Origin of the sequence: Thermosipho sp. 1074, assembly GCF_001999655.1 — a bacterium.
In the GTDB taxonomy this organism is placed as follows: Bacteria; Thermotogota; Thermotogae; order Thermotogales; family Fervidobacteriaceae; genus Thermosipho; species Thermosipho affectus.
In genome coordinates this window covers 55,261-68,114 of the sequence record NZ_LBEX01000013.1, presented here as the reverse complement: position 1 = coordinate 68,114, position 12,854 = coordinate 55,261, and the positions used below count along the sequence as shown (strand labels likewise).

The window sequence follows — 12,854 nt, the reverse complement described above, 5'->3', positions numbered from 1 at the left end:
TTTTGGAGGTGTGTAAGATGAAAAAATGGGTTTTTTTGTTTTCTATTATTTCAGTTTTTGTTTTAGCTATTAATATATCACCGCTTTGGGAAAATGATTATATCGAATTGTCTCCTACGGGATATGTCCAAGGTGGTGGTGTTGCAGTAAAGCAGACGGGAGATATACATTTTTTAAGTAAAGATTCGTATTACTATGTTATAAATAGATTGGGGAATATAACGGGGAATTATGGAACTCCAGATGGAGGAGTTGGTTGGAAACATATAAGTTATCCTATAATACTCAATAATAATTACATTGTGTATGTTACTTCAAATTACAATGGAAAAAGCTATGTTAATGTAAGGACAAATGCCACAAGTAAAAAAGTAGAAATTAGCGGTAATGTATCAAGGGCAGCTGTAGCATTTGCAGATGGAAGTAACATCCACATATATGTTGGAATAGGTTTGGATGGAGGGCATGGAGTCTACCACTTGGTTTACGATATGGGAACTGATACATTTACCACTACAAATGATTTTTATGGAACCGATGGACCTGTAGAAATAGCACCTATTTTATCTCCAAAAAAAGACGCATTGTTTGTTTTAGATAAAAGTGGTAATTTTTACAAAATAGCGCTTGATAGTTCTTTTAATTTAACGGCAAACGTTAATAAGATTCAATTGGGTGGAGATTTTGAAACACCAATGGCATATAGTGAAGGTTTTATTTACGCTGTAAGTCGTGGAGGTACATTGTATAGGATTCCACCTGAAGGGGTAAACTCAGATGTAGATTTTATAAAATTGGGAAATTCCAGTATGGCCGCTGGTGTTTTGGTTGACTCAAAAGGATACGTTTATGTTTTTGATGACCTTGGAACAATTCATGTAGTAAGAGTTTCTGATGACTTGTTTAAAGTTGCCTCATATTCCATTTACAACGATTTTGGATCTGGATATAGATTTGCCACTACACCTCTTTTGTTTAAAAAATCTTCAGAAAATAAGATTTATATTTTTACATTACTTAATGCGGAAAGCTCTGGTAAGATAGTGGTTTATTCAATGAGCTATGATGATTATAGTTTTGCTAAAGAATGGGAAAAAGATGTAAGTGAAACATTTTCAATTATAAGCTCTCCTGCAATGGTTCCACTTTCTTCTGTAAATGAAGAAGTTTATATCATAGCATTTACAACAAGCCATGATAAAGTGTATGCATATACTGTAGATGCAAAGGGACCATATGGTTTTTGGGCAATGGAAGGTCAAAATTCGTATAGAACAGGTTTTGTTGATGCCGATGCACCAACATTCCGGACTAGTATCACTTTAAAAGCAAAAGATTGGTATTCTGGAATAGAGCTTTCTAAGGAGAATTTAAATGATACAAATGGTAAATATGGAATATTGTTTGATGCGACAGTTGTTTCAATATCTGATAGTGGTGATATTTCATCGCATACAACGGTGCAATACACAACTAATCCAAATTTGAATAACACAGATCAATCGGTAAATGATCCAATACCATCTGGAAGAGCTGGTCTTGATAAATTACTAATAAAATTTGCAACAGAAACTACTACAACCTTGCTTTTTAACGATTCTTTTATAAGCAACGTAACAAATAATGTTATTAGTTCTCCAATTGTGGATGCAACGTTTGCATTTAGACAATTTGATTCTGGGATACCAGGATTGGATGTTCCTTATCTTGAAAGTAATCAAGCAACTATTTTATTTGGATATGATGATAAAGAAGCAGATATTTTAGCAGATTCTACGTATGCTATACTAATAAAGTACAACTTACCGGATAGCGTTGCATCTGAAATGGTAAATTTTGGAAAGGGCGAAACGGTAAAGACGATAGATGCATACACACCATTTACCAGTATTACTATACCTTCTACTGCTTTTGCGTATAAGTGGAAGGTATATCAATGGGATTCAAATAGTTTGTGGGGATATAAATCTTTTGACTATAAATCTATTGATACTTTAAACTTAGGAGTTGATGATACCAAGCGTGCGCCTACTTATATTGAAATTTACTACACGGAACTTACAGGTACTGTAACCTTTGTTGTGCCAATGTACGCGGAAAGCAAAGCAAGGGCGTTTATATTAATAGATGCTGCAAAAGGAGCTTTGTCAAGTACATTGTATGCAACACTCACAAGTCCTGAAATTTCCATGTCTCTTTCCACAATAACTTCTATTGATGTAAATCCATCGTTTGTGGAAAATACGGATTTAAGTGTTACAAGAGATGATTATTTAAAGCTTGTTTTTGAAGAAATTTCAAGGAGTGGAGTTTCACAAGATACGAGGGTTGCTACTATAAGTTTGTGGTTGGATTTTGCAACTAATACTTATCTTTACTTTAATAATCAAGCAAGGTATTTTGATTTATTTAACATAGAACTTTATACACAACTAAAAAACAACCCTGTTGAAAGAGGATTACTTTCAAAGAATAAATTTATTGCAAATAAATATTTAACGCTACCTGGAGATTTTAATTTAGATGGAGTTGTGGATATAGATGATTATCTAATGTTTAGAAATGCTTTGTATAATTATCAAAAAAATGGTGTATATGATCCCACATATGATATAGGGCCGCGTGTTGATTTTATGCCACCAAATAGGGGATATATTCCTGGATTTTCTGAAAAAGATGGAGTAATAGATGAAATGGATTTAAACGTATTCTTGGTTATGTATGGATATACACCGCCTTCTACTAATATAGAGTATTCTGGAAATTAAGGGAGGGAAAATTTATGAAGAAAATAATATATACTTTGGGTATAGCGTTGCTAGTTATTTTAAGTAGTTGTGGTATTTTTAATAGAGGTGTGAGTAATTCCACAGATAAGGTAGTAAATATTCAAACATTAGTTGAAATAAAAGACCCATATGGAAAGGATGTATACGTTAGTGGAAAGATAAATGGCTTTGATATTGTATTGGCTAATAGGCAAGTTGGGGTAGAAAAAAAGATTTCAAAGATAAATAGTGTGGTACTTGATACAAATATGTTTGATTATACCTACACTTTTGATGGAAAAAAGGTAACTATTAACCTCAAAATAAAAAAGGATTTACCGGAAAACTTTGCCGAAATTCAAAAAAACCTAAAAGGTCAAATTGTACTTTATACATATAAACTCAATGCAGCAAAATTTAACGTTTGGCTGGATGATATGCTTGATAAAGAGTGGATAGAAAATAGAGACATTTTATCAAGTGATGAAAATATAATAGCGGGGAATTATTTGATATCTGTGTTAAGTAAAAGTATAGTTGGAACAAAACGGATTGAAACAGAGGCTTTGGGCGATGTTAAGGTAAAAAGGATTCAAATTAAGTAAGTAAAATGGGCACATTGTGTGCCCATTTATTTTAAAATTTGTAAGTATAAATAAATATTAAAGTATTAATCTTGGATAAATATTCTATTTTAAAGATGTAGTATTTGTGATTGTTTTTGTTTTGGTAGAGAAAAAATTCACACTCAACCGTAACTTTCTTTGAAAAAATGTAAAAACACTTAAAAGTAAAATTAATAAAAAAGGTGTAAAATAGAGGTGAGATGTTGTAGCGGAGGTGGTGTAGTATGGCAAAGAACGTTAAGATATTATCACAGATCGAGCTTATAAAATTAACCTCCTCAGGTAATAAGGAAGCGAAAAAGGAGTTGGAAAAAAGATTGAAAGATATGGTGAGTAGTGGTGGAAAAAATGGAAAAGAAAAATCTTGAAGTAATTAATTTTTCCGCCTATTCAAATAATATCCCGCTTTTTGAAAACATTAATTTCTCTTTAAATACAGGCGAAATCATGGTACTTTATGGACCCCGTGGTTCTTCTAAATCTGCCCTTTTGCGCTCTTTTGCACGATTAAATGAAGAAGTGTATAATGATATAAGGTATGTGGGAAGTGTAAATATATGTGGAAAGGACCTTTTTGAGTATGATGTAAAGGATTTGAGGAGTAAGGTTTTATACATTGACACGAACTTCTTTGAGGCGTTAGATTATTTAACTTTTGGTGAATTTTTGGAACTGGCTACAGATGAGGAGTTGCTTTCTTTTGATAGTTATCTTTCAATATTGGATGATTTTGGTATCTTAAAATCACTTCCCAACGGTTTTGAGACACGCCTGTCATCGTTTTATGTTTTGGAGAAGATATTAACTCTTCTTTTTGTCTCATACCTGAAAAATTCTCAGATAGTTATTTTAGATTGCATATTAGACCACTTAGATGATGATCACTTGCAGGTTGTTTCTAAAATTTTAAAGCAAAACGTAGTTTCAAACGAAAAATCGTTAATAATTGCCACGCGCTTTTTTAAGCGTTTCCTTCCTTTATCGGATTTGTTAATTTCAATGAAAAATGGTAAAATTGAATTTGAGGGAAAGCCAAAAGATTATACAATTGTGAGGTGATTTTTTTGTCAGTCCTTGCCGTTTGTTTGAATCCTGCATTAGACAGGGAGTTTTATATTAACAATTTTACAGTAAATAAACTCCATAGATTAGAACCTGAATTTTCAAGAATGTCACCTGGTGGAAAATCCATAAATGTTGCGATTGATTTATCGTCATTTGGCGTAAAATCTATTGTTACAGGTTTTATTGGAGGCTATGTAGGAGACATAGTTTTATCTGAGCTACGGAACATTTCAAATTTAATAACAACGAATTTTGTACATATTGAAAATGAAACAAGGGAAAACATAGTGATTGTGGATGAGGAGAATCACACGCTTACTGAGCTAAATTCCGCAGGTCCGAGGGTACCTATTGAGGATATAAATCATTTTTTAAGAAGGTATACCTTGATAGTACCTTCCTCTGATGCAGTTGTTATTTCTGGGAGTATCCCTCAGGGAGTACCAGTACAATTCTATGGTGATTTGACAAAGATAGCAAAAAAACACGGAAAAAGAGTTTTTTGGGAAACAAGGGATGAAATTTCAAGGGAATCGATAAAGATAGATTCTCCTTGTATAATTAGGCCAGATTTCAGGAAAGATAAAGTGCTCTTTGGTAAAGAATTAGAAAGCGAACAGGATTATATTGATGGTGGAAAAGAATTAATAAGGTACGGTGTAAAGATGGCGGTTCTTTCGTACAAGATAGATTACGATATTATTGTGACATCTGATGGAGTTTGGTTTATAAAACCACTTGTTGAAATAGACCATGCTCATTTATTGGGAACTGGGGATACCTATATGGCTGCTATGGTGTATAAATGTTTTGAGACAGAAGATCTTATCGAAATTGCAAGATTTGGATATGCAGCTGCACTTGCAAAGACATGGTATAAAGCGAAAGTTCCACCAAAATTTGAAGATATAGAAAAGGCATTAACAATGTTTAAGATTGAAAGGGTGGAGTAGAATGAAGGTAAGGGAATTTTACATAAGAGATATAACTGCGGTTTTAGAAGATGAGTCGGTATCAAGAGTTTTAAAAATACTTTCAAGACAAGAAATAACAGGCGTACCTGTGGTTAATGAAGACTACAAAGTTGTTGGGTTTATAAGTGAAAACGATATAATAAGGGCATCATTACCTAGTTATTTTTCGTTGTTACAGACCGCGTCTTTTATACCGGATTTAAACCAGTTTGTGAGGAGTTTAAAGAAAATTTCCAATAAATCTGTATCGGAAGTTATGACAAAACCTGCTATTGTAATAAAAGAAGATACACCACTTTTACATGCAGCTGATTTAATGATAAGGCATAGTTTGAAAATCCTTCCTGTGGTGGATGATTCCGACAAATTAGTTGGTATTATTACTAGAATGAGGATTTTGGACGCAGTTAGTAGGGAGGATTAAGATGAGAGTTAGTATAATTACGTATGGCTGTAAGTTAAATCAATATGAATCTGAACTTATGACCGAGAAACTTGAAAATGAAGGTTATGTAGTGGTGAGTGGAGAAGTGGAATCTGATGTGTTTGTTATAAATAGCTGTGTTGTGACAAATGAGGCTACAAGGAAGATAAAACAACAAATAAGGCGTATAAAGAAAAAATTTCCAGGTTCAAGAATTGTTGTTGCAGGTTGCTATCCTCAAATTGCGGCAGATGAATTGGCTAATGAAGAAGTAGATTTGATCGTGGGAAATAAGGAAAAGAAAAACATAGAAAGTTTAATAGGAAATGTTGGTGTTTTTGTTGATAAAACCTATTGGAAGGCAGATGATCTTGAAGAAGAATATGTGTTTTCTTCGCTTTCTGAAAGGACACGTGCTTTCATAAAAGTGCAAGATGGATGTACAAATGTTTGTAGTTATTGTGCAATTAGATATGCACGAGGTACGAAGATAAGGAGTAAACCCATAGAACTTGTGGTAAGTGAGATATTGAGAATGGTAAATAAAGAATATAAAGAGATTGTGATCACGGGATTAAATCTTGGAAAGTATGGAAAAGATAAAGATACCACACTTTTAAAACTTCTAACGAACGTTGTAAAAATAAAGGGAGATTTTAGAATAAGGTTAAGCTCTATAAATCCAGAAGATATAGACGATGAATTGATAAAATTCATTGTGAATGAAGAAAAAATTTGTAATCATTTACACATTCCTCTTCAAAGTGGAAGTAATAACGTCTTAGAGAGGATGAGAAGGAACTATACCAGAGAGTATTATTTAAATCTTGTTGAAAAATTAAGAAAAGAGGATAAGAGTTTTTCAATAACTACGGATATAATGGTGGGATTTCCCGGTGAAACACAAAAAGACTTTGAAGATACACTGAATGTGGTTAATTTTTCAATGTTTTCCAAAGTTCATGCGTTTAGATATTCTGATAGGCCACATACACTGGCGTCCAAGATGGATAACAAGGTACCTGGAAATATAAAGAAAGAGAGAGTTATTGAACTTGAAAAAGTAAGTAAGAAAGTGGCAAAGGAATATAGAAAAAGGTTAATAGGAAGACAGGCAAAGGTTTTGATAGAAAGCTGTAAAAATAAAATATTTACGGGGTATGATGAGTACTATGTATTACATGAAACATCGAAGGGAACTTTTGGAAATTTTGAAGAGGTAACTGTTATGACGGTTACAGATGGAGGAGTGATTTCCAGAATATATGACCGAAAGCTTTCTAGTCAATAAAGTTTTAAATGGGATAGTTGTGTATGAGACTTTGAGGGTGTATAATGGAAAGCCATTTGCAGTTAAAGAGCATTACGAAAGGTTTTTAGGCTCTTTAAGTTATTTGGGGGAAAAGGTTTCATACAAGCAATTTTTATGTGAAGTGGAGAATAAATTAGAATTTGATAGAATTAAGATATATGGAATTGTAAACAACGGAGTTACTTTATATTCTATTGGTGAGTATTTTGAAAAAAAGAAAATTTTGGATGTAAAAGTAGATATTTCAAAAATTAGGCATGCGGATCCTATATCGATTCCCCCAAATTTTAAATCTTTGGGGAGAGCAGATTTACATCTTGCAAGAAAGCGCAAAGGCGAAAACTATGATGTTATTTTATTAAATGGTCAGGGTTTTGTTTGTGAGGGAAGTTTTTCAAACATTTTTCTTGTAAAAGATGGTATGGTCTATACGCCTTCTATCGAAAGCGGAGTATTAGAGGGGATTACAAGAAAATATGTAATAGAAATGTTAAAAGAGATGGGATATTTGGTAAGAGAAACAAAGATAGAGTTAAAAGAGCTTTTTTTTGCAGATGAGCTTTTTTTAACTCATACAAGTGGTGGGATTGTGCCTGTAAATTACTTAGGAAAATATAAGTTTGAGACATCTCTTTCCAAAGAACTTTCCAAGTCTTTTGAGGAGTATATTAATGAAAAAATTAGCGGAAGTTTTTAAAGAGCTTTCCAAAAAAAGTCCTCTTTTTAGAAAATTGTATATTTCGTCTATTTCAAGGGATCATTTTAAAGAAGTGATTGGTGTACCTTTTAATGAGCATTGTAAGGTAACTTACTTTAACAGAGGAAATCTTTATATAGAATGTGATGAGATGTATGCTATTGAATTGCAATTTTTTAGGGAAAAAATACGTGAAAACATGAATAAAAAGTTAGGAGAAGATTATGTGAAAAAGGTAATAATAAAAAAGAGGAGGAATTAAAATGGATTATAATGCGCAGAATATAAAAGTGTTAAAAGGTCTTGAACCTGTAAGGCAAAGACCTGGAATGTATATAGGTTCAACAGGAAAGGCAGGCCTTCATCATTTGGTATATGAAATAGTGGATAACAGTATAGATGAAGCCTTACAAGGATATTGTGATACAATTTATGTAACTATCTTTGAAGATGGTAGCGTTGAAATAGAAGATAACGGTAGGGGAATTCCTGTAGATATCCACCCTGAAACGGGTAAAAGTGCGCTAGAAGTGGTAATGACCACATTACATGCGGGTGGAAAATTTTCGAAGGATTCCTACAAGGTAAGTGGTGGATTACACGGTGTTGGTGCTTCCGTTGTAAATGCATTATCAGAGTGGCTGGAAGTAGAAGTGCATAGAGAAGGTAAAATATACTATCAAAAGTATCAAAGAGGGGTACCACTAACTGAAGTAAAAATAATTGGTAATACCGAAAAAAGAGGAACAATTGTGAGGTTCAAACCAGATTCAGAAATTTTTTCCACTGTAGAATTTGATTCTGATACGATTTTAATAAGGTTAAGGGAACTTGCGTTTTTAAATCCACAAGTTACAATAGTCTTTAAAGATGAAAGGGAAAATATAGAAAAAACATACCACTTTACAGGTGGTTTAAAAGAATTTGTAAATTATTTAAGTAAAGGTGCAAAGAGTTTGCACGAACCTATTTTGGTTTCTGGGGAATACAATGGTATAAAGGTTGATGTATGTTTTCAATATACTGCATCAGATTTTGAAAAGATTTATTCATTTGTAAATAACATAAGAACGGTTGATGGTGGTACACATGTTACGGGTTTTAAAACCGCATTTACACGTGTTGTGAATGAATTGGGAAAGAAAACGGGTCAGTTGAAAAAAGATACTTTAAGAGGGGAAGATGTGCGCGAAGGTATTGTTGCTATTGTTAGTGTGTTGATGTCTAAAACTCCAGAATTTGAAGGACAGACTAAATCAAAACTTGGAAATGAAGAGGTACAAGAAGCAGTTGCAAAGGTTGTTAGGGAAAAACTTTTGGAATATTTTGATAATTCAGAAAGTACTTTAAAGATAATAATTCAAAAGGCTTTGGAAGCAAAAAAAGCTAGAGAAGCGGCAAAGCATGCAAGGGAAATGATAAAAAGAAAAAGTGTTTTTGGAAGTTCTTCATTGCCTGGAAAGTTGGCAGATTGTATAACAAAGAAAATGGAAGAGTCCGAGTTGTTTATAGTTGAGGGTGATTCTGCTGGAGGATCCGCAAAACAGGCAAGGGATAGAAATTTTCAAGCTATTTTGCCGTTAAGGGGAAAAATTTTGAACGTTGAGAAAAGTGGTTGGCTTAAGTTATTAAAAAATGAACAGATTAGGGATATAATAACAGCACTTGGAACGGGAATAGGAGATGATTTTGATACTTCAAAGCTTAGGTATGGAAAGATAATTATAATGACCGATGCAGATGTTGATGGTGCACATATAAGGACTTTACTTTTAACCCTTTTTTACAGGTATATGAGAAAGTTAATTGATGAGGGTAAAATTTACATAGCACAACCACCTCTTTATAGAGTTAATATGGGAAGAAAATCGTACTATTTTTACAGTGATGAAGAATTAGAAGATTTTAAAGAAAGTATAAAAGATAAAAAAATTGAGATACAAAGGTACAAAGGTCTTGGTGAAATGAACCCGCAGCAACTTTGGGAGACTACAATGGATCCAGAAAATAGAAAGCTCTTGAAAGTGCAGATTGAGGATGCAGAGGAAGCAGATGAACTTTTTGAAATGCTTATGGGTAGTGACACTGAGAGTAGGAAAGAATTTATCTTTAGACACGCACTTCAAGTAAAGGAGATAGATATTTAAAATGAAACGTGTGATATTTCTTTTTTTGCTTTTACCTTTCTTTTCGTTTTCTATGTTTATACAGTTTTTAGATTTTTCAACGGTAACCACTAATTCTATTACTGTATACGATGTAGCTGCCACTTTTACTGGTATTGATGCAACATCGCTAAAAAATATTACCCTTGCGTATATTCCAGAAGATACGACATTAGATGTAAATGTAAAGTATGTTTTGCAAAGATTGTCTCGAGTAGCCACTCAAATTGAAGCTACTCCTACTTTTGGTTATATAAAAGTATATTTTCCGCCTGTTTTAACAAATGAAAGTACGACTGCCACGTTGACAGAGGATTTTGCAAAAGAACTTTCAAAAAAATTGGTACTTTCAAGGCTTCCAGATGGTGCAACTGTCAAAATTGTATCAACATATGGTTCAATTGTACAACACGATAACTTTGATTACGATGTTATTGAATCAATTGGTGGTAGTTTTCTTGTACGTTTTTCTTTAAAGGAAAAAGGTAGAACGAGGGGATATTTTAACGTTAATTTGATAGCCGAATATATTAGGAAAATACCTGTTGCTGCGAGAAATATTAATTATGGAGAGCAAATAAAGAAAGAAGATATTGTATACAGCGATATAAATATTTTATCATTACATGGTACACCGGTTGATATATCTAAACTTCCCATGATTTCTAAGAAGTATTTTAAAATAGGTGAACCTATTTACGAAGAGTATTTAGAAGAAATTCCGGATGTGGTTGTAGGACAGTTAGTATTTGGATACGTAGAGCTTCCAGGTGTAAAGGTGCATGCATTGCTTAGGGCTATGGAAAGTGGAAATGTGGGAGACGTAATTAAGGCAAGAAATGTGGATACTGGAAAAATAGTTTACGGATTGGTTGTTAAGGGCCCTATGTTGAGGGTTGTGGAGGTGTCAAAATGAAAAAGATTTTAATAATATTTTTGATTATTTCAATTTTTGTCTTTTCAAATTCCATATATAACCCAAATAGTAAATTTGGAAATATAATAGCCAGCAAGAGGGCTTCCAAAGTGGGAGATGTGGTAAATATACTGGTATATGAGACACCGAGGTTTTCTACAAGTTCAGAGGTGGATTCTTTTAAAAATACGATATTAGGTGCAATAAATAGTGGGGCAAAGATTTTAGGAACGGATTTATCTAAATTTTTGCCAATTAAGGATTCTGATAAAGTAAAGAGTTCAAATAAGAGCCAAACAAGTGTTATACTCCAAATAACGGCAATTGTGAAAAAAGTAGATGAGTATGGGAATTTATACGTTGAAGGTAGGAAAAATATAAAGGTTGGGAATGATTTAAGAGAGATTATAATAACAGGGTGGGTAAATCCTGAAGTTATATCGCCTAAAAATACAGTTGATTCCACCGATTTGATGGATGCACAGATATGGGAAAACGGAAAGATAATTTTTGAAGATGATCCAAATGAGGGAAGTTGGTTGGGTTTGGTTCTTTCATCAATTGCAGATTTATTTAGATGAGGTGGAAGGTATGAAAAAAAGGATAATTTTTACGTTTTTGATAGTATCTTTAATTTCATTTTCGGCGGTTGTAAGGATAAAAGATATTGCAAAATTTAGGGGAGCCAGAGATAACCAACTTTTTGGAGTAGGTATTGTCGTAGGTCTTAACGGTACTGGTGATGGGGGATCTTTAAATTCTCCACTTCTTGCAAATATGTTTAAAAATTTTGGAATTCCCATCTCAGAAAGTGATATAAAATCTAATAATACCGCACTTGTTATGGTTGTAGCTGATATTCCACCTTTTTACAAAGAAGGAATGAGATTAGATGTAGTTGTAGCGTCTCTTGGAAGTGCAAAAAGTTTGGAAAATGGGGTTTTAATACAAACACCTCTTTACGGTGCGGATGGTAATGTTTACGCAGTTGCCCAAGGTCCAGTGTCAACAGGTGGTGTGGAAGTAAAATCATCTGTTAATTTGCAAAGCAGATTTAAAGTTACAGGTTATATACCAAATGGTGCTTTGATAGAAAAGGAAATCCCTTCAAATATTGTTTCTGAGAACAGTATAACTATTCTTTTACAAAATCCAGATATTACAACATCTGCGAGGGTTGCAGCCGCTATAAATCAGAAGTTTGATTTAAAGCTTGCAAAGGCAAATGATCCCGCATCTATTAAGGTGCAAATACCAGATGCTTTCTTGGATGATTTGATAACGTTTTTGTCTATAATTGAAGAACTTGAAGTAGTTCCAGATCAAGCTGCAAAGGTGATTATCAACGAGCGAACGGGAACCGTCATTTTTGGAGGAGATATTAGGATTTCGGATTTTACATTAAGTTATGGGAATTTTGTGGTGAATATTCAAAATGGTGAAATAGAGGGACAAGAAGCTACTATTTCCAATTTGATATCTGCACTTAAAGCACTGGGAGCTACACCTCAAGACATAATAGGGATAATTCAGGAGTTACATAAAGCAGGTGCGATATTTGCGGAAGTTAAAGTAATGTGAGGTGATAGTATGAGAGTTGAATCTGTTAATCAAGTAAAAGTTGATAAATTGAAAAAGGTTTCAGAAGAATTTGTTGCAAATTTTTTCTTTCAAATTTTTAGGGAGATGTATGATACTATTCCAAAATCATCTTTGGTTCCAGAAAGTTTTGGGGAAAAGTGGTTTAGAGAAAACCTACTTTATGAGTACTCAAAAAACGCCGCAAAGACAGATTTAAAAGGTTTAACAGAAAGTGTGTATAAATATCTTGGTGGGAAAGTGTATCAAAAAAAGTAATTTTATGGACAAAATTACATATAAAGTTTTTGTAAAGATAAAAACAATCC

General features: G+C 33.2%; 14 protein-coding genes. All 14 read left to right on the top strand.

Translation table 11 applies throughout. From position 1 onward, the window contains the following. The first annotated feature begins 17 nt into the window (after positions 1-17). The 14 genes from XO08_RS03915 (at position 18) to XO08_RS03855 (ending at position 12,804) form a co-directional block, all read left to right on the top strand. The gene (locus tag XO08_RS03915; RefSeq protein WP_075665733.1) at positions 18-2,768 is read left to right on the top strand and encodes a hypothetical protein; all 2,751 of its coding nucleotides are present in this window, start codon (positions 18-20) and stop codon (positions 2,766-2,768) included. Positions 2,769-2,782: 14 nt separating this feature from the next. Beyond that, positions 2,783-3,373 carry a hypothetical protein gene (locus tag XO08_RS03910; protein WP_075665732.1) on the top strand — a complete coding sequence of 197 codons (591 nt, stop codon included), beginning with the start codon at positions 2,783-2,785 and terminating at the stop codon, positions 3,371-3,373. 245 nt (positions 3,374-3,618) lie between these two features. Continuing rightward, entirely contained in the window at positions 3,619-3,762 is a 144-nt protein-coding gene (locus tag XO08_RS09340) for a hypothetical protein (protein WP_172799329.1), read from the top strand. After that, positions 3,743-4,453, top strand: a complete 711-nt coding sequence (locus XO08_RS03905) for an ATP-binding cassette domain-containing protein (RefSeq protein WP_233120228.1) — start codon at positions 3,743-3,745, stop codon at positions 4,451-4,453. Before XO08_RS09340 ends, XO08_RS03905 begins: the two co-directional genes overlap by 20 nt. A gap of 5 nt (positions 4,454-4,458) precedes the next feature. Next, positions 4,459-5,412: a 1-phosphofructokinase family hexose kinase gene (locus XO08_RS03900; RefSeq protein WP_075665730.1), complete on the top strand. Its 954-nt coding sequence runs from the start codon at positions 4,459-4,461 to the stop codon at positions 5,410-5,412. 1 nt (position 5,413) lies between these two features. Beyond that, on the top strand, positions 5,414-5,857 hold the full coding sequence (locus XO08_RS03895) for an HPP family protein (protein WP_075665729.1): 444 nt from the start codon (positions 5,414-5,416) through the stop codon (positions 5,855-5,857). Between the two features lies 1 nt (position 5,858). Then, entirely contained in the window at positions 5,859-7,148 is a 1,290-nt protein-coding gene (mtaB, locus tag XO08_RS03890; RefSeq protein WP_075665728.1) for a tRNA (N(6)-L-threonylcarbamoyladenosine(37)-C(2))-methylthiotransferase MtaB, read from the top strand. Next, positions 7,123-7,866: an aminotransferase class IV gene (locus XO08_RS03885; protein WP_075665727.1), complete on the top strand. Its 744-nt coding sequence runs from the start codon at positions 7,123-7,125 to the stop codon at positions 7,864-7,866. The genes mtaB and XO08_RS03885 overlap by 26 nt, the downstream gene beginning before the upstream one ends. After that, positions 7,841-8,128, top strand: coding sequence for a DUF721 domain-containing protein (locus XO08_RS03880; protein WP_077287312.1), 288 nt, complete (start codon positions 7,841-7,843; stop codon positions 8,126-8,128). The genes XO08_RS03885 and XO08_RS03880 overlap by 26 nt, the downstream gene beginning before the upstream one ends. Before the next feature lies 1 nt (position 8,129). Then, a complete protein-coding gene (gene gyrB / locus XO08_RS03875) occupies positions 8,130-10,013 on the top strand; it encodes a DNA topoisomerase (ATP-hydrolyzing) subunit B (protein ID WP_075665725.1) in 1,884 nt (627 codons plus the stop codon). Position 10,014: 1 nt separating this feature from the next. Next, positions 10,015-10,947 carry a flagellar basal body P-ring formation chaperone FlgA gene (gene flgA, locus XO08_RS03870; protein WP_077287310.1) on the top strand — a complete coding sequence of 311 codons (933 nt, stop codon included), beginning with the start codon at positions 10,015-10,017 and terminating at the stop codon, positions 10,945-10,947. Further along, positions 10,944-11,528 carry a flagellar basal body L-ring protein FlgH gene (locus XO08_RS03865; RefSeq protein ID WP_075665723.1) on the top strand — a complete coding sequence of 195 codons (585 nt, stop codon included), beginning with the start codon at positions 10,944-10,946 and terminating at the stop codon, positions 11,526-11,528. The genes flgA and XO08_RS03865 overlap by 4 nt, the downstream gene beginning before the upstream one ends. A gap of 10 nt (positions 11,529-11,538) precedes the next feature. After that, on the top strand, positions 11,539-12,528 hold the full coding sequence (locus XO08_RS03860; RefSeq protein WP_075665722.1) for a flagellar basal body P-ring protein FlgI: 990 nt from the start codon (positions 11,539-11,541) through the stop codon (positions 12,526-12,528). Between the two features lie 9 nt (positions 12,529-12,537). Further along, entirely contained in the window at positions 12,538-12,804 is a 267-nt protein-coding gene (locus XO08_RS03855; protein WP_075665721.1) for a rod-binding protein, read from the top strand. Positions 12,805-12,854 lie beyond the last annotated feature (50 nt).